This is a genomic window from Yersinia sp. 2541 StPb PI (assembly GCF_052217145.1).
GTDB lineage: Bacteria > Pseudomonadota > Gammaproteobacteria > Enterobacterales > Enterobacteriaceae > Yersinia > Yersinia enterocolitica_E.
The window spans coordinates 502,502-521,365 of record NZ_JAZGQB010000001.1 but is presented as its reverse complement, the minus strand read 5'-3'; the positions used below and the strand labels follow the sequence as shown (position 1 = coordinate 521,365).

The window sequence follows — 18,864 nt, the reverse complement described above, 5'->3', positions numbered from 1 at the left end:
ACTCAACCGACTGAATAACAAATAAAAATATTCTTTAGTGACCAGACAAATCCATACACCAGATGTCCTCTGCTCGATCATGACTGAAGCTCACAAAATTATGTTCATTATTTCACCAACAATGGTATTCAATGCGCTCCATACAAACCAATTGATCAATTTTAACGATCAATTATTCTATATCGATCGTTATTATTGATCAATAATGCACGTAATGATTAACCATACTTTACAGTAACCTTTTGTTAATTTTGATTAAATGGAGTTTTAATGAAAAAAATGCTACTTGTAGGAACCCTGCTAGCTATCACCTTTGGGGCTAATGCTGAAGAGGCATCTCAAGAACTCAAGGATGAAGCTCAAGCGCTCATCAAGGCCCAAGGCTACCAATGTAAGAAAGTAAATAACGTTTTTACTAAGTATTTTGGCGGTGAGGTCGAAGTGTTCTGTGATGATATTTACCACTACATAATTAAAGACAAAGGTGGTCGATATATTGTTGAAGTTCAATGATGGCAAGCCCTCTATAGCCATTGAGTAACCATTTATCAGGCGATCACTATGTCAAATAAGAACGGGATTATTGCGCTAGCAGTCCTTGCCCTAGGTTTCCAAAGCCTAGCGAATGCGAAAACTACAAGTGCAGACATACTATTAGGTAAAATCTGCAAAGCAACCGCAGCATTGTCTTTTAGTAAAGATCCAAAAATCATGAAGTTAGATGCAATCAAAGGTGATATTGCCTATGTCCATTACATCCGCTCATCAGATAAATCAAAATGGGCCATAAAGTGTAGGTTGAATGGTGAACGGGTTGAGTGGGCATCCAATAATCCAGATAGTCTGGGAAGATGGAGAACAGATGCTGATGATAGCGTGATCACCTATTCCATTGATGGCGATAAACTGCATATTCAAGAGAAATACGATGATAACTCTGCTACTTCAGAAAGTTACAAGCTAAGTTCACTGTAAATAGTCTAAGGGAGCCATGCTCCCTTTTCTGTACTCTTGGTGATTCCTGCAACTATATATTAATAGAGTCGTATTCTCTTCAAACAAGAGGCCAATCTATGAAACCACCACGGTATTTAGTATTAATCGGGATGTTCATTTTCTCAAATAGTCACGCGACGGTGAACACCCTTACATTAATCGATTCCTACCCTACACAGGGCGGCAAAGTCTGTGTTTATAGTGACGGTCATAGAACTGAATCAATCGTGAAGAAAGGGGCTGGTAGTTGCCCCAGTAAGAAGATATTTCGTTAGACTTTTATTATCAAATCCATTCGATACTATCGACTACAGACAATAGGGCAGATAGTTCAAATGTAGTGGTATACACTTGTGTTTGCCCAATCTTAGAATGCTCGTGCCCAACGACTTGCTGAATAAGGTTAACATTCCCGACTTTACTCTGTGCGTTCGTTATAAATGTGTGCCTTAGGCTATGCACGACCCTTCGATTACCCTTAAAACTCACAGGGGGAATTTTAAGGCGATCCCTAATCTGGATAAATGTTTTGCTGATTCGGTTCACATAACCAATTTCAGGAAAAAGATCATTGATTTGGCTTTTGGTTTTTCTACTTTCAACGAAACCTAGAAAGCCCCAATCTACTAGCTTACGATGTAAAGGAATACTCCGAATCCCAGCTTCAGTTTTGCTTTCTTTTATATATATGAAATAGCGTTGGGAATCATCATCAAACTTAATATCCTCCGCATTTAACTTTGCTATTTCTCCCCTACGTGCACCAGTGTAGGATAATAATAAAAACACCCATTTCTCCCAACCAGATAGGCTCAGGAAATGAGTTACGAGCTTTGCCATTTCCTTACGAGAGTACGAACCATAACTTTGACTTTTTGCAGGATACCTAACATTCGTCGTTGGTGAGCTAGTTAAGACATCAACTTCCCGTGTCAAATAACCTGAAAAAAATGACTGACATACTTTCAAATACCCATTAACAGATCTAGAGGAAATCAAATCCTCCTCAGGAATATCTATATCAAGACATTCCTGAAATGACATATTCCTGTACTTCCCTTTATTCCTCTGCGGTAAGGACTCCGCTATATCCAGCATATCGATTATATTTCTCTTGGTAATTGATACCACCCGTGTTTCAGCCCCAAGTGCAAATTTTATGAACTCAAAATTCGCTTCATTATCTTTTTGGGTTTTAAGTGTCCATTTCTTCTTCTGTGAGGTAAATGCTACAAAATCATTCCAAGCCTCAACCAAGGTAAGCTGATTCTCGCTGCTGGAACCGTCAGCCATTGGTGCAGTGATATAAATAGGAACATTAAGTGTTGGAGGTTTTAAAGACTGAACAATATCGTCATAGTCTTTTAGGTTCCTGCTGAAAAAAGCGGTTCTGGCATCCTGCCACTGTTTGAGGAAATAATCATATTGTACAGAAGCTTCCATAAGCTGATTTGTCATCCCAGTAACATCAAATTGAGCACTGAAATAATCGGTTATATGATCATTGGAGAATGGCTCAGCTCCATTGTAAAGAGTATCCTCTAGGTGTTCCCCGGCAAACTCTGAGAACCCTTTAGCTAAATCGACGGGTATTGGCTTACCTCCAGAAGTAGACTCTCCCTAGCCTCAAATTTGGTCCTACGGGCTTCTTCATAGATTTCTGTTTGAACTTCTAGTAGATAATCATCAATATCACTTTGCGTTAACTGTCTCATTTTTCTCACAATCGTCTGTAACTGGCTGTTTTCTATCCTACCAAGTTTCAGCAATGAAATGAAAAACATCAGTCTGGATGTGAGAAATCTCGCCCTTTTTATCTCAGTACATGCCAAAGATGATTTAAAAAAGCGGTTATCTGGTAAACGAAAGTAGAGGTAGAAAGTACCATTGCGACGGAACGTATAAGGAAGAGAACAAAAGTTGATGTATCCCATCATGTATCCCACTCAATGTGAAATGCAGACGGGACACACCAACTCATTGTTTTTAAAGAGGAGTGGAGTTGACCGGTAAGCCGGGTTCTGTCGTGGACAGTCATTCCTCTAGGCCAGCAATCGCTCACTGGCTCAAGCAGCCTACCCGGGTTCAGTACGGGCCGTACCATGTGAACCCCTATTTGGCCTTGCTCCGGGTGGAGTTTACCCTGCCACGAACTGTTACCAGCCGTGCGGTGCGCTCTTACCGCACCCTTTCACCCTTACCTGATCCCACTTACGCGGGCCATCGGCGGTTTGCTCTCTGTTGCACTTGTCGTAGGCTTGCGCCTCCCAGGCGTTACCTGGCACCCTGCCCTATGGAGCCCGGACTTTCCTCCCCTTCACCTGTCTCCCCCGAAAGGGACGGCAGCGAAGCGGCGACTGTCTGGTCAACTCCGCGGCGGATTATAATCACATTACTGTTGAATGTCATCTTCCGCTTGCTCTTGAGCACCATCTTGCAGCTCAAGTGCGTACTTATAGAGCGCATTCTTTTTCACGCCATGAATCTCTGCCGCCAACGCTGCGGCTTTTTTCAGCGGCAACTCTTTTTGCAATAATGCCAGAGTACGTAACGCAACGGCCGGTAAAGCATCATCGGCTTGTACTTTATGTCCTTCGACAATCAAGACCATTTCGCCTTTGCGGCGGTTTTCATCTTCCTGAACCCAAGCCAACAACTCACCAACCGGTGCGCCGTGGATAGACTCCCAAGTTTTGGTTAATTCTCTGGCGAGTACCACATAGCGTTGTGGGCCAAGTACGGTTACCATGTCCTGTAAACTTTCCAACAAGCGATGCGTTGATTCGTAGAAGATCAGTGTTCGAGGTTCCTCAATCAGCGCTTGCAGAGTATCCTTACGTCCTTTGGTTTTCGCAGGCAGGAAGCCTTCGTAGCAAAAACGATCCGAGGCAATACCGGCGGCAGAAAGTGCTGTAATCGCCGCACAAGCGCCCGGGAGTGGCACCACCCTGATGCCCGCTTCACGACAACGGCGCACTAAGTGGTAGCCCGGATCGTTGATAAGTGGCGTACCTGCATCTGAAACCAGTGCAATACTCTGGCCTGCTTGCAGTTTCGCCAGCAAATGATCGGCTTTTTGTTGTTCGTTATGGTCATGAAGTGCAAACAGGCGGGCGTTGATCGCAAAATGCTGTAATAACAACCCTGTATGGCGTGTATCTTCTGCCGCAATCAAATCAACGCCTTTCAGTACCTCTAACGCCCGGTGGGTAATATCCCCTAAATTACCGATTGGGGTGGGTACCACATAAAGCGTAGATGCAGAAATCACTGCTCGATCGTGTTGATTCATTGTTTCATCCGAATTACCGATTTAATATTGAGCATCTTGAAAAAAACATCACTGGATACAGTATGCTTTCCTCAACATTCGTTCGTTCCAAAGCAGGGCTTGTCCCTGTAGTTCTGGCCGCACTGATTCTGGCAGCCTGTTCAGGCAGAGCGCCACAGACGCCGCCACCCGCAAATATACAGGACGAAGCAAGCGCGAACTCTGATTATTATCTGCAACAGTTGCAACAGAGTGGTGATGATAACAAGGCTGACTGGCAATTACTCGCCATTCGTGCCCTGTTACGTGAAGGGAAAACGCCTCAGGCGGCAGAACAGCTCGGTACACTACCGGCTAATCTGAGCGATACGCAACGTCAGGAACAGCAATTACTGACCGCAGAACTGCTGATTGCGCAGAAAAATAACCCTGCTGCTGCTGATATTCTTGGTAAGTTGGATGCGACCCAACTCTCGGCTAACCAGCAAGTTCGTTTCTATCAGGCGCAAATTGCCGCCAATCAAGGTAAAGCCACTCTGCCACTGATTCGTGCGTTTATCGCTCAGGAACCGTTACTGAAAGATAAAGCCCATCAGGACAATATTGATGGCACCTGGCAATCTCTGGCACAACTGACACCACAAGAATTGAACAATATTGTGATTAATGCAGATGAAAACGTGCTGCAAGGTTGGCTGGATTTACTGCGTGTGTATCAGGATAACAAACAAGATCCCGAGCTACTGAAAGCCGCTATTAAAGACTGGCAGAACCGTTATCCTCAAAACCCGGCAGCGAAAACCCTGCCAACGGGATTAACGCAGATCAGTAACTTCAGCCAGGCCTCGACGGCGAAAATTGCACTGTTGCTGCCACTCAGTGGCCCGGCACAGGTATTTGCCGATGCTATCCAGCAAGGTTTCACTGCCGCTCAAAATGGGTTACCGGTAGCCGCACCTGCTGCTGCGCCCCCCGATACAGCAGCAACCACGCCAACTGATACCGCCGCTGCAACACCTGCTGAGGTAGCACCGATTACCACACCGGCGCCGGTAGCTGCTCCTGTTGCCGCCAACAATGCACAGGTAAAGGTCTACGACACAACAACGCAGCCTATTGCGGCATTACTGGCTCAGGCCCAGCAGGATGGCGCGACTTTGGTTGTCGGCCCACTGCTTAAACCTGAAGTTGAACAACTGAAGGCCACAACAAGTACATTGAATATCTTGGCGTTAAATCAGCCGGAAGCCAGTACTAACAGTCCCAACATCTGTTACTTCGCCTTATCGCCAGAAGATGAAGCTCGCGATGCCGCGCATCATTTATGGGGGCAGGAAAAGAGAATGCCATTGTTGCTGACCCCGCGCGGTACTTTTGGCGATCGTATCGCCAAAGCCTTCGCTGAAGAGTGGCAGAAGCAGGGTGGGCAAACAGTATTGCAGCAAAACTTCGGTTCAACTGCTGAACTGAAACAAGCTATCAACAGTGGTGCGGGTATCCGGCTAACTGGCCAGCCAGTTGCCGTTTCAGGCACGCCTGCTGCGGCACCAGCATCTGTCACCATTGCAGGTCTGACAATCCCGGCACCACCAGTAGATGCGCCCGTCGTTTCCACTTCCGCTGGTGGTAACATTGATGCAGTTTATATCATTGCGACTCCGGCTGAACTGACACTGATTAAACCAATGATTGATATGGCCACCAGCTCGCGTAGCAAACCGGCGCTGTTTGCCAGTTCACGTAGCTATCAGGCCGGTGCTGGCCCGGATTACCGTTTGGAGATGGAAGGCATTCAGTTTAGTGATATTCCATTGATGGCCGGTGCTAATCCAGCACTAATGCAGCAGGCGTCGGCTAAATATGCCAACGACTATTCGCTGGTACGCCTGTACGCCATGGGGATCGATGCGTGGACATTATCGAATCATTTTGCGCAAATGCGCCAAATTCCTGGTTTCCAGGTCAGCGGTACAACCGGTGATTTAACGGCATCAGCCGATTGTGTTATTACCCGTAAGCTGCCTTGGTTGCAATACCGTCAAGGTATGGTAGTACCGGCGGCGTAAAGTGATTCGGGTGACAAATCTGTCTGGAACAGATTTGAACGCTGCTTGCAGCGGCCTCGCAGAGGCGAGGCCCATGGACGGGCTGAGTAACGAATGTAGCTAACAACCCTGCAACTTCAAGGACGAAGGGAATATGAGCCAACGGAACACTGGCACACATTACGAAAATCAGGCCCGCAGCTATCTGGAGCGGGTTGGTTTAATTTTTCAGGCGGCTAATGTCACCTACCAATGTGGTGAGATTGACCTTATTATGCGCGACGGGGAAACTTGGGTGTTTGTTGAGGTTCGCTTTAGGCGTAATGCCCTATTTGGTGGCGCTGCTGCCAGCGTCACTCACAGCAAACAACAGCGGTTACTCCGGGCTGCCACCATTTGGCTGGCACAGCGAGGCGCCAGTTTTGCCACAACATCGTGCCGTTTTGATGTTTTTGCCATCACGGGTAGCCAAGTAGAGTGGCTGCCTAATGCTTTCAATACGGATTAACAATTTTTCCGGTTTACTACCGGGCTATGCCCTAAGACGTTGGAGTCGCTGGTTGCCGGCAAGAGAATGACAAATTGGTTGTAAACCATTTTTAACGTCACTTGCATTGCTCCACTGGCTGAGTCGAGTAACGAACGTAGCCAACACCCCTGCGGCTTCAAGTACCAAGGGCATATTAATTTTACTGAGTGGATTAAATCAACGTGCTGGATAGAATCAAAGGCTGCTTTACAGAAAGTATTCAAACCCAGATTGCCGCGGCTGAGGCTTTGCCTGATGCCATATCCCGTGCAGCAATGACGTTGGTTCAGTCACTGCTCAACGGCAATAAAATTCTCTGCTGCGGCAATGGGACTTCAGCGGCTAACGCGCAGCACTTTGCCGCCAGCATGATAAACCGTTTTGAAACAGAACGACCAAGTCTGCCTGCAATTGCGTTAAATGCTGATAATGTTGTTCTGACCGCTATTGCCAACGACCGTTTACATGATGAGGTCTATGCCAAGCAGGTACGAGCACTCGGCCATGCTGGTGATGTTTTGCTCGCTATTTCCACTCGTGGCAATAGCCGTGATATTGTGAAAGCGGTCGAAGCAGCTGTAACCCGTGATATGACCATCGTTGCCCTTACCGGTTACGATGGCGGTGAGCTGGCTGGCCTGTTGGGTCAGCAGGATGTTGAAATCCGTATACCTTCGCACCGCAGTGCACGCGTTCAAGAATTGCACATGCTCACAGTGAATTGCTTGTGTGACTTAATTGATAACACTCTATTTCCTCATCAGGACGATTAAAGGAGCACGAATGAAGGTTGGTTATATTTTTGCCATGCTATTCAGCGCCCTGCTATTGCAAGGCTGTGTCGGTGCCGTGGTTGTCGGCAGCGCAGCCGTTGCGACTAAATCTGCCACAGACCCACGCTCTGTCGGCACTCAGGTAGACGATGGCACACTTGAGGCCAGAGTCGTCAATGCGCTGAGCAAAGATCAGCAGATAAAAAGCCAAACACGCTTTGTGGTGACCGCTTATCAAGGGAAAGTTTTGCTGACCGGGCAGTCGCCAACCGCAGAGCTGTCTAACCGCGCCAAACAAATTGCCGCAGGTGTCGATGGCGCAACGGAAGTGTATAACGAGATGCGCTTAGGCAAGCCGGTTGATCTGACTACCGCCTCAATGGATACCTGGATCACCACCAAAGTTCGTTCACAGTTACTGACCGCAGATTCAGTTAAATCTTCAAATGTGAAAGTCACCACCGAGAACGGCGAAGTGTTCTTGTTGGGTCTGGTGACTCAGCAGGAAGGGCAATCAGCGGCACAGATTGCCAGCCAGGTTAGTGGCGTTAAGCACGTCACCACTGCGTTTACTATTGTAAAATAATCAATTAGTTAGAAAGAGCAATCCTATTATGGGCCGGGAGAAATCCAGGCCCATTTTTAGCTATCCAAAACATCAAGCCATTAATCTAAATCATTCGCCTGTATGAAGTCTTTCCCACCCAACTGCCGCATCTGGCGTAAAATCCACTGCTGGCGGGAAATAACATAACCTGATGGCGCATTAACCTTAAAACGCAGTGGATTAGGCAGGACCGCTGCCAGCAAGGCGGCTTCTGAAGCACTCAATTTACTGGCGGGTTTATTAAAGAAATGGCGTGCAGCGGCTTCCACACCAAAAATGCCCTCACCAAACTCGGCAATATTGAGATACACCGTCAGAATACGGCGCTTGGTCCATATCAGTTCGATACCGGCGGTCAATCCCACTTCCAACCCTTTTCGCACCCAGCTACGCCCGTCCCAAAGAAACAGATTTTTCGCTGTTTGCTGTGACAAAGTCGAGGCACCTCGGATACGATTTTGATTGCGCTGATTATGGGAGAGTGCCGATTCGATAGCACCCACATCAAATCCCCAATGCTCGGGGAATTTTTGATCCTCAGCCGCCATCACTGCTAGCGCCATGTAAGGCGAAATTTCATCCATCGGCACCCAGTCAGAGTGCGCTACATAGGAAAAATCACCGGTCAACCAGGCGCCCAGTTGCCTTTCGATCATCACCATGGAAAAAGGGACCGGCAAAAAAGCGAAAATCAAAATGCCCGCCAACCACAGTGTGACGATGCCGATCACGCCCCGTTTTCCCCAATACCATAGCTGGTTTAATCTGCGTCTGGCTAACGTCATTCGGTTAAATCCAGTACCTTAGTTACCAACTTATCAATCCCTTTAGCCGCTTCAGAAATTGATGTTGCCAACATATAGGCAGGTGTGGTGACCACTTTATTCTCAGCATCGACCACCACGTCATCGGCAGGGCAAATAACATGCTCTCCACCCATAACTTCAATTGCATCAATAGTATCGGGATCGTTACCAATTGTCAGACGGATCGGTTTACCCAACAGTTTTGGCAACATCACTGGCGCAATACACATAAAACCAATTGGTTTACCTGACTTATGCATTGATTGAATAAGTTTATATAAATCTGGGTCAATAACACATTCAGAACCTTGAGTTGCAAAATCGCAGAGGTTCTTTGCGGCACCAAAACCACCGGGTACAATCAAGGCATCCAATTGCTCTGAATTGGCTAAAGAAAGAGGCTTAATCTGGCCGCGAGTAATGCGCGCCGACTCCACTAACACATTCCGTTTCTCGACCATTTCTTCGCCGGTAACATGATTAATAACATGCAGTTGTGGTTTATCGGGGGCGAAGAACAAAACACTTGCGCCCGCACGATCTAATGCCAGGATTGTTAAGACAGACTCATGTATCTCAGCACCGTCAAATACCCCACATCCACTAAGCACTACACCGACCGTTTTCATCACACCTCTCCTTTTCTTACTCTGTCAATCGCTTAACCCGTTCTAGTGACAAAGACGAATCTCTATCACAAATTTTAATGAATCTTGTAACAAGAGCGCTTACATTTGCTATGTTGTTGCTTGTATGATGTATGGAAGAATCCTTACAACCTGCGAATCCACTCGAAATCGAAATAATATACCCTAAGTATTTCGAATTACTGGAAGGCGGTAACTGAGCGAATCCCCAGCGGCTTACATAAGTAAGTGACTGGGGTGAATAAAATCAGCCAACGCACATGTAACTTGAAGTATGACGAGTATCGCAGGTTGACGATTTCCCTGGTGTTGGCGCAGTATTCGCGCACCCCGGCCTCGGTCGGGGTTATTTTTTTTCAGCTTCCGCCGCCCACTCACGTAACACCTGCACATCATTGCGCCATTCTAATTTTAATTCATCGACCCAATCTTGCACGTTATCCCACCATGCTGGCAGTGTCGGGGTTTGGATCTGCTGTGCAAGCTGCTGGATATGACGCAAACCGACAGAACCGGCAGCACCTTTAATCTTATGCGCCTCTTCGGTAATACCCTTTTGGTCCCGTGCCGTCATGTTTGAGTCCAACACCGACAAATAGCTGGGCATCATCTGTTCAAACATTTCCAGGCTTTGATGAATTAATTGTGGGCCAACCAAATCGATGTATTGCTCCAGCATTGCAGTATCAAGTAACGATTCATGGGTTTGCATCACTTTATGCTCCTGTTTTTTCGCCGAGGTTGAGGGCTTATGATCCCAAAATTGCTTAATCATCGCCGTGAGCGCAGGAACTGACAACGGCTTGCTCAGCACGTCATCCATCCCAGCATCTAAATACTCTTTTTTGTCTTTAAGTACGTTGGCGGTCAATGCCACCAGTGGTGGTAATGACTCTGCCACATATTCCGCCCGAATTTGGCGCGCAATGTCCAACCCGCTCATATCCGGCAACTGGATATCCAACAGCACTAAATCAAAATCATCAGGTTTAAACATCGCCAGTGCATCATGGCCATTCATTGCCACCTCAACGCTGTTGCCTAATTTCTCCAATACCGAGCGCGCGACAATGACGTTCAGCTCGATATCTTCCACCAGCAATACATGCAACGCAGGCAGAGGTATGTCATCGCCTGATGGCACACTCGCGGCTTGCTGCACCGCAGGTGCTTTAATGGTCAAGGTAAAGCATGAACCGGCCCCTTGGGTACTTTTCACCGTAATATCGCCCCCCATGCTTTGTGCCAAGCGTTTAGATACCGCCAGACCAATGCCAGTACCGGTTGCCGGGCGGCCACCATTGCGATCTTTCACCTGATAATACATGGCGAAAATCTTATCCTGTTCATCTTCGGGGATGCCCATACCTGAATCTTCTACTTCAAAGATCAAACGGTCACTCCCCTCACGCCGTACCCGCACCACAATTTTACCTTGCTGAGTAAATTTCACGGCATTGCCGATTAAGTTCCACAGAATCTGGCGCAAGCGGGTGCCATCGGTAATCACTTTCTCCGGCAGCGGCAATTGCGGTTCCATAATGAACTTCAACCCTTTTGGCTGAACCAACAGGCCCGAAAGGTTCTCAAGATCTGCCATAAAACCTGTAAAATCAATTGGCTGATTATCAAGCTGGACTTTACGCCTTTCCAATTTATCCATCTCAATAATATCGTTGAAGATATTCCCAAGAGTAATAGCACTGACATGAATGGTTTTCAGATACTTTAGCTGTTCGCTGTCTAATTCGGTATCAAGCAGGATACGGCTTAGGCCAACAATGCCATTAAGCGGCGTACGCAGCTCGTGGCTGATTGTTGAGATGAAGGTAGTCTTATCCCTACTGGCGTTCTCCAGCGCATCCTGATAGCGCTTACGCTCGGTTATATCACGCCCAAACCCCATCAATCCGTGCCGTTTACCAACACGATCATAAAAGGGCACTTTACGCAGTTCAAAGCAGGCTTTGCGGCCATCGGGATAAACCAGCCACTGCTCATAGGTAAGAGAGACGTTATGGCGGAAGACTTTCTCGTCGGTTTCCATCACTTTTTCGGCGATATCCGGCGCATAGACATCTTTGGGCGTCAGCCCAACCAGCTGTTTCTCACTCTTGCCCGTCAACAGCTCCATCGCCCGGTTGCAGCCAGAGAACTCATTATCTTCATTGCGGTAATAAACCAGATCTGGCGACGCATCCAAAAAGGATCGCAATAACGCCGACTGCTGCCCCAGCTCAACCTGCGCCTGCTCACGGTGTCCCATCTCTTCTTTTAGTTTATCAACCACTTGTAGGTGCGCTTTTTCCGCTTTTTCACGCTCAACAATTTCCTGATTGAGTTGAGCAATATTTTCGGTCAGTTGTTTATTCAGCTCTAAATCGCGATAACGCATCACTTCAAGCTTTTCAACCAGACGCGATAAGCGCTGGCGCGACTCTTCCAATTGCTCAACCACTACCGACAAGAAATAGACTGCCCAAGGCGTAATCAACAAACCAAAGAAAATGGAACGTACCAGATCGAGGGTTTCAACAGAGCCACTCAGCACCAACGTCACCGCCATCTGCACCACCATGGCCAGTAACACCAGCACAGAGGCCAGTAGCAGTGAGAAGCGAACCAGTCCTAACTTAACCATTAAATCAACGTAGTACTGGGCTAATACCCTGATTTGCTTCATAGCAACCCCTGTCAGTGTTTCTGAATATGCCTTGGAATCTACACCCAAAGTCATTGGAGTTGCAGGTAGGCAGCCAGCAAGCGAATCCCGATGAGCTTTTTCATGTAGGGTCAACTACAAGTAAGTGATTCGGGTGAGCGAGCGCAGCTAACAACTCTGTAGCTTCAAGGACGAAGGGTATAAATCATACCGTAAAACCGCCAAGAGATAAGATGGCTTGCTTAGAAGTGTGGAAAAGATTGCAAATCACGGTGAGAGATTGGGAAACAAACTGATTATCTACCAATAAACGGTAGGCATAGCCAAAATAAGGCGGGGGTCAAAACTTACGGCGTAGCGAGCTAAGCCAGACTGAGTGCGTACAGCGCGGAAAAACCGGAGCGTACACGCAGTACGTGAGGATTTTGAGCACTGCACAATCTCAGTATGGCGACGCGCAGTAGCCGGTCATAAAGCAGAGGCCTGCCCGCCATGGGCCAGCATATAATTATTCAGCTCATTCATACCGGTCCAGCGATTCTCGCACCACAACGGGGCCAACAACGTGGGTCTGCGCGCACTGGCAGAGATCCGATGATAGACAATCTGCGCTGGAGTATGGCGGATCATTTCACCCGCAGTCACAACATATTGTTCCAACGCCAGTTCCGCCAACCGCCCTGCCCGCCATGCTTTTCCCATCGTGCTACCTTCCACGATATGGAGCGGATGCAGTTTTAACCCATCAACACCGGTTGCCACCACTTGTTCTAGCGTTGCCATATTCTGTGGCTTATCTTCGCCGGGTAAGCCGACAATCAAATGACAGCATACTTTCAGCCCACGGGCACGGGCGCGGCGGGCTGTTTGCTGATAACAGGCGAAATCATGCCCACGGTTAATACGCTTGAGCGTTTTATCATTAGCGGTCTGTAGCCCCAACTCCAGCCAGACTTCATAACCTTGCTGGTGATAACCACTCAATAAATCCAATACCGCATCCGGGACACAATCGGGCCGGGTTCCCACACACAAACCGACAATGTCAGCTTCGGCTAAAGCCTGTTCATACATCACAGCTAAAGCATTAACCTCTGCATAAGTACTGGTATAGGCCTGGAAGTAGGCCAGGTAACGTTTTGCCCGATTAGTTTTTTTTGCCTGCGCCGCTAGCTGCTGCGCAATACTCTGTTGCTGCATGTTCTCATCGGCAAATGAAGCCACCTGACAAAAGGTACAGCCCCCTCGACCGAGTGTTCCATCACGATTAGGGCAGCTAAACCCGCCGTGCAACGTGAGTTTATGCACTTTTTCACCGTAACGGCGCTGTAAATCCGCACCAAACATATTGACTAATTTCTGCAACTGCATAATCTTGGCACTGCCTGTCAAAAAGAGCTTAAGGCTACCCGCTAGCGATGCAATTCGTGATGACAGAGATCAACTCCCACGCACTTGGGTGCAACCTCGCATAACCATTCATTATAAATGCAAATAAAATCACTTGACCAATGATTAAATTTTCTTATTTCCACCAACCTGTTAGCGCTTCTATTACAATTCAGTGAAAAATAGTTTAATAAACCAATAAATATTTAAATAGCAGAGTTTAATTCTAACATCCCCGCCAGCACTAGCATGGTGCAGAGATTTGTCGATTGCACTATAGTGAGACAGCTCACAATTTCACGCCTATCTCATTGAGTATGAGATGGGTTAAAAGTACCAATAAATATATATTTTTCATTGTGATAACCCCATTTATTACCTTAAAGATATATCTTAAGCCTATATTTGACCTGAGTATTCTTTCTCGCTAAGTTGGAGGTCCGCTGGAAGCTTTCTAGACGGGCAAACGTCTAGTCATAATTATGCAGTAATTTAAGACTCCCTCTTAAAACAAGTCTTATACCACTTGTGAGAACCGTCACAAGAGGCCATTGGCGGAGGGCGGAAAAGCAGATTTGTCGCGAAATACGCGGCTCTCAGCCCACCCCGCCTGATGTAACCATGTCCTTCTGGAGTCGGTTTGTGAGAGTCTCGCAGAGCCTGGGGAGGTTCACTGATATGTTGTACGATAAATCCCTTGAGAGGGACAACTGTGGTTTCGGCCTAATCGCCCACATAGAAGGCGAACCTAGCCATAAGGTAGTGCGTACCGCTATACACGCACTGGCCCGCATGCAACACCGTGGCGCGATACTTGCTGATGGCAAGACCGGCGACGGTTGTGGCTTGTTGTTACAAAAACCGGATCGTTTTTTCCGGATGGTCGCTGAAGAACGCGGATGGCGTTTGGCCAAAAACTATGCCGTAGGCATGATGTTTCTCAGTCAGGACGAAGAACTCGCCAAGGCAAGCCGCCGCATTGTAGAAGAAGAATTGCAAAACGAAACGCTGTCGATTATCGGCTGGCGTGAAGTGCCGACCAACCCGGATGTTCTCGGTGAAATTGCCCTCTCCTCCCTGCCTCGGATTGAACAAATTTTTGTGAACGCCCCTGCTGGCTGGCGTCCACGTGATATGGAGCGCCGCCTGTTTGTGGCGCGTCGCCGTATCGAAAAGCGTATTTCAGAAGATAAAGATTTCTACGTATGTAGTTTCTCTAATCTGGTGACGATCTATAAAGGCTTGTGCATGCCTGCGGATCTACCGCGCTTCTATCTTGATTTGGCTGATTTGCGCATGGAGTCGGCAATCTGCCTGTTCCACCAGCGCTTCTCAACCAATACCGTGCCACGCTGGCCACTGGCTCAGCCGTTCCGTTATCTGGCCCACAACGGCGAAATCAATACCATCGCCGGTAACCGCCAATGGGCGCGTGCACGTGCTTATAAATTCAAAACGCCATTAATCCCGGATTTGCAGGATGCGGCTCCTTTCGTCAATGAGACCGGCTCTGACTCCAGTTCACTGGATAACATGTTGGAACTGTTCCTCAGTGGCGGTATGGACTTGATTCGTGCCATGCGTCTGTTAGTGCCACCGGCCTGGCAGAACAACCCAGATATGGATACCGACCTGCGCGCCTTCTTTGACTTCAACTCCATGCATATGGAGCCGTGGGATGGCCCGGCCGGGATTGTGATGTCAGATGGCCGTTATGCCGCTTGTAACCTTGATCGTAATGGCTTGCGCCCTGCGCGCTACGTTATCACCAAAGATAAGCTGATCACTTGTGCTTCTGAAGTGGGCATCTGGGATTATCAGCCCGATGAAGTGATTGAAAAAGGTCGCGTTGGCCCTGGTGAACTGATGGTGATCGATACCCGCAGCGGTAAGATCCTCCATTCAGCCGAAACGGATAACGATCTGAAAAGCCGCCACCCGTATAAAGAGTGGATGGAGAAGAACGTTAAGCGTCTGGTGCCGTTCGAAGATCTGCCAGAAGATCAGGTGGGTAGCCGTCAGTTAGATGATTCGACACTGGAAACCTACCAGAAGCAATTTGGTTACAGCAGTGAAGAGCTGGACCAAGTCATCCGTGTGCTGGGTGAAATTGGTCAGGAAGCCACCGGCTCAATGGGCGATGATACCCCATTTGCGGTGCTATCCAGCGGCCCACGTATTATTTACGATTACTTCCGCCAGCAATTTGCGCAGGTCACCAACCCGCCCATCGATCCACTGCGTGAAGCACACGTTATGTCACTGGCGACCAGTATCGGTCGTGAAATGAACGTGTTCTGCGAAGCAGAAGGTCAGGCGCACCGGCTGAGCTTTAAATCGCCGATCCTGTTGTTCTCTGATTTCCAACAGTTAACCACGTTGGAAGGGGAACATTATCGTGCTGATCGTGTGGATTTGACCTTTGACCCTGCCGAAACTGACCTGGAACAAGCAGTTCTGAGATTATGTGAAGAAGCAGAGCGCAAAGTCCGTGACGGTGCCGTGATGCTGGTACTGTCTGATCGTGCCATCGCCCCTAACCGCCTGCCGGTACCCGCACCAATGGCTGTCGGCGCTATCCAGACCCGCCTGGTTGAGAAAAATCTACGCTGCGACGCCAACATTATTGTTGAAACTGCCAGTGCCCGCGACCCGCATCACTTCGCCGTGCTGCTCGGTTTTGGTGCGACTGCGATTTACCCTTATTTAGCTTATGAATCATTGGCTAAATTGGTTGATAGCCAAGCGATTGATAAGAAGTATCGCGATGTGATGCTTAACTATCGTAATGGGATCAACAAGGGCCTATACAAAATTATGTCCAAAATGGGCATTTCAACTGTGGCCTCTTACCGCTGTGCCAAGCTGTTTGAAGCGGTTGGCCTGCATCGTGATTTGTCTAATCTCTGTTTCCAGGGCGTGGTCAGTCGTATCGGTGGAGCTAGCTTCAGTGATTTCCAACAGGATCTGCAAAATCTGTCTAAACGTGCCTGGCTGAAACGCAAGCCGTTGGATCAGGGCGGTTTATTGAAGTTTGTTCACAACGGCGAATACCATGCGTATAACCCGGATGTGGTCAGCACCTTACAAAAAGCGGTTCACAGTGGTGAATACAGCGATTATCAGGTTTATGCCAAGCTGGTTAATGAGCGTCCGATTGCCACACTGCGTGATCTGTTAGCCATTAAACCGCAAGGCACCCCGATCCCGGTGGATCAAGTGGAACCGGCTGAATCACTGTTTACTCGCTTTGATACGGCGGCAATGTCTATCGGCGCACTTAGCCCGGAGGCCCATGAATCATTGGCTATCGCCATGAACAGTCTGGGTGGCTTCTCTAACTCCGGTGAAGGTGGCGAAGATCCAGCCCGTTACGGTACGAATAAAGTTTCTCGTATTAAGCAGGTGGCCTCTGGTCGTTTCGGTGTGACACCGGCGTATCTGGTAAATGCCGATGTTATCCAGATCAAAGTGGCACAAGGTGCAAAACCGGGTGAAGGCGGCCAGTTACCGGGTGATAAAGTCACACCCTATATCGCCAAACTGCGCTATTCCGTACCGGGAGTAACATTGATCTCCCCACCACCGCACCATGATATTTACTCAATCGAAGACCTGGCACAGCTCATTTTCGACTTGAAACAGGTCAATCCGAAAGCTTTGATTTCGGTGAAACTGGTATCTGAGCCGGGCGTGGGTACCATTGCTACCGGTGTAGCGAAAGCTTATGCCGACCTGATTACCATTGCTGGGTACGACGGTGGTACCGGTGCCAGCCCGCTCTCTTCAGTGAAATATGCCGGTTGCCCGTGGGAGCTGGGATTAGTTGAAACGCAACAAGCGCTGGTTGCCAACGGCCTGCGCCATAAAATCCGTCTACAAGTGGATGGTGGCTTGAAAACCGGCGTCGATATTGTTAAAGCCGCGATTCTGGGTGCAGAAAGCTTCGGCTTCGGTACCGGGCCTATGGTGGCACTCGGTTGTAAATACTTACGTATTTGCCACCTGAATAACTGCGCCACCGGTGTAGCAACTCAGGATGAAAAACTGCGTCGTGACCATTATCACGGCTTGCCTGAAAGGGTGGTTAACTACTTCCAGTTTATCGCGCGGGAAACCCGTGAAATCATGGCTGAGTTGGGTGTAAGCCAACTGGTTGATTTAATTGGTCGTACTGACATGCTGCTGGAGCTGGATGGCATCTCAGCCAAACAGAATAAACTGGACCTGTCGCCGATGCTGAAAACCGCTACGCCACATCCGGGTAAGGCACTATATTGTACCGAAAGTAACCCTCCGTTCGATAAAGGCATACTGAACAAAGAGTTACTGTCGCAAGCTGAACCGCACATTGAAGCGAAACACAGCAAGACATTCTACTTCGATATCCGTAATACTGACCGTTCCGTAGGTGCCGCGCTGTCGGGCGCGATTGCCACTAAACATGGTGATCAAGGTCTGGCAACCGACCCCATCAAAGCTTATTTCTCCGGTACTGCCGGTCAAAGCTTTGGTGTCTGGAATGCCGGTGGCGTTGAGTTAACCCTGACCGGTGATGCCAACGACTATGTCGGTAAAGGGATGGCCGGTGGCCGTATTGCAGTGCGCCCTCCTGTCGGCTCTAACTTCCGCAGCCATGAGGCCAGCATTGTCGGCAACACCTGTCTCTATGGCGCGACTGGCGGCAAATTATTCGCCGCAGGCCGTGCAGGTGAGCGTTTCGCCGTGCGTAACTCTGGGGCTATCACCGTTGTTGAAGGTATCGGTGATAACGGCTGTGAATACATGACTGGTGGTATTGTCTGCGTACTGGGTCGCACTGGGATTAACTTCGGTGCTGGTATGACCGGCGGTTTTGCTTATGTTCTTGATGAAGATGGTGAATTCCGTAAACGTGTTAACCCTGAGCTGGTGGAAGTCCTGGATGTTGATCAATTGGCAATCCATGAAGAGCATCTGCGTGGGCTGATCACTGAGCATGTTCAGTTGACCGGTTCTAGCCGTGGCGAAGAAATTCTGGCTAACTGGCCAGAGTGGGTGACCAAATTTGCTTTGGTTAAACCGAAATCCAGCGACGTGAAAGCACTGTTGGGCCACCGTAGCCGTTCCGCAGCCGAGCTGCGGGTTCAAGCGCAGTAA

The 18,864-nt window shown here is 48.4% G+C and carries 13 protein-coding genes and 1 other RNA gene; 7 read left to right on the top strand and 7 right to left on the bottom strand.

Translation table 11 applies throughout. The annotated features are described in order from the left end of the window. The first annotated feature begins 270 nt into the window (after nt 1-270). On the top strand, nt 271-513 hold the full coding sequence (locus tag V1953_RS02265; protein WP_025378177.1) for a hypothetical protein: 243 nt from the start codon (nt 271-273) through the stop codon (nt 511-513). 48 nt (nt 514-561) lie between these two features. Beyond that, nucleotides 562-975 carry a hypothetical protein gene (locus tag V1953_RS02260; protein ID WP_442850598.1) on the top strand — a complete coding sequence of 138 codons (414 nt, stop codon included), beginning with the start codon at nt 562-564 and terminating at the stop codon, nt 973-975. A gap of 306 nt (nt 976-1,281) precedes the next feature. Here V1953_RS02260 and V1953_RS02255 read toward each other — a convergent pair whose 3' ends face one another. From V1953_RS02255 to rsmI, 3 genes are all read right to left on the bottom strand, one after another. Continuing rightward, entirely contained in the window at nt 1,282-2,454 is a 1,173-nt protein-coding gene (locus V1953_RS02255; protein WP_442850597.1) for a tyrosine-type recombinase/integrase, read from the bottom strand. A 536-nt stretch (nt 2,455-2,990) separates the two neighbouring features. Further along, an RNA gene (gene rnpB, locus V1953_RS02250) (RNase P RNA component class A) lies at nt 2,991-3,369 on the bottom strand. 19 nt (nt 3,370-3,388) lie between these two features. Beyond that, nucleotides 3,389-4,288 carry a 16S rRNA (cytidine(1402)-2'-O)-methyltransferase gene (gene rsmI, locus V1953_RS02245; protein ID WP_083162310.1) on the bottom strand — a complete coding sequence of 300 codons (900 nt, stop codon included), beginning with the start codon at nt 4,286-4,288 and terminating at the stop codon, nt 3,389-3,391. 62 nt (nt 4,289-4,350) lie between these two features. On the opposite strand from rsmI, the gene V1953_RS02240 reads away from it, so the two are divergent. The 4 genes from V1953_RS02240 to dolP all read left to right on the top strand — a co-directional run bounded on the left by V1953_RS02240 (nt 4,351) and on the right by dolP (nt 8,200). Beyond that, on the top strand, nt 4,351-6,333 hold the full coding sequence (locus V1953_RS02240) for a penicillin-binding protein activator (RefSeq protein ID WP_083162308.1): 1,983 nt from the start codon (nt 4,351-4,353) through the stop codon (nt 6,331-6,333). 133 nt (nt 6,334-6,466) lie between these two features. Continuing rightward, on the top strand, nt 6,467-6,820 hold the full coding sequence (locus V1953_RS02235) for a YraN family protein (protein ID WP_083162306.1): 354 nt from the start codon (nt 6,467-6,469) through the stop codon (nt 6,818-6,820). 203 nt (nt 6,821-7,023) lie between these two features. After that, nucleotides 7,024-7,614 (top strand): DnaA initiator-associating protein DiaA, encoded by a 591-nt coding sequence (diaA, locus tag V1953_RS02230; protein ID WP_004710884.1) that lies wholly within the window; start codon nt 7,024-7,026, stop codon nt 7,612-7,614. A gap of 10 nt (nt 7,615-7,624) precedes the next feature. Next, a complete protein-coding gene (gene dolP / locus V1953_RS02225) occupies nt 7,625-8,200 on the top strand; it encodes a division/outer membrane stress-associated lipid-binding lipoprotein (RefSeq protein ID WP_005166550.1) in 576 nt (191 codons plus the stop codon). Nucleotides 8,201-8,280: 80 nt separating this feature from the next. Here the strand turns inward: dolP and mtgA are convergent, their stop codons facing one another. The 4 genes from mtgA to V1953_RS02205 form a co-directional block, all read right to left on the bottom strand. Next, on the bottom strand, nt 8,281-9,006 hold the full coding sequence (gene mtgA, locus V1953_RS02220; RefSeq protein ID WP_083162304.1) for a monofunctional biosynthetic peptidoglycan transglycosylase: 726 nt from the start codon (nt 9,004-9,006) through the stop codon (nt 8,281-8,283). Beyond that, nucleotides 9,003-9,656, bottom strand: a complete 654-nt coding sequence (gene elbB / locus V1953_RS02215) for an isoprenoid biosynthesis glyoxalase ElbB (protein ID WP_083162302.1) — start codon at nt 9,654-9,656, stop codon at nt 9,003-9,005. The genes mtgA and elbB overlap by 4 nt, the downstream gene beginning before the upstream one ends. 364 nt (nt 9,657-10,020) lie before the next feature. Continuing rightward, the gene (arcB, locus tag V1953_RS02210; RefSeq protein ID WP_083162300.1) at nt 10,021-12,357 is read right to left on the bottom strand and encodes an aerobic respiration two-component sensor histidine kinase ArcB; all 2,337 of its coding nucleotides are present in this window, start codon (nt 12,355-12,357) and stop codon (nt 10,021-10,023) included. A 447-nt stretch (nt 12,358-12,804) separates the two neighbouring features. Further along, complete coding sequence (locus V1953_RS02205; protein WP_420072007.1) at nt 12,805-13,707, bottom strand: TIGR01212 family radical SAM protein; 903 nt, start codon at nt 13,705-13,707, stop codon at nt 12,805-12,807. 696 nt (nt 13,708-14,403) lie between these two features. On the opposite strand from V1953_RS02205, the gene gltB reads away from it, so the two are divergent. Then, nucleotides 14,404-18,864: a glutamate synthase large subunit gene (gene gltB / locus V1953_RS02200; protein ID WP_083162296.1), complete on the top strand. Its 4,461-nt coding sequence runs from the start codon at nt 14,404-14,406 to the stop codon at nt 18,862-18,864.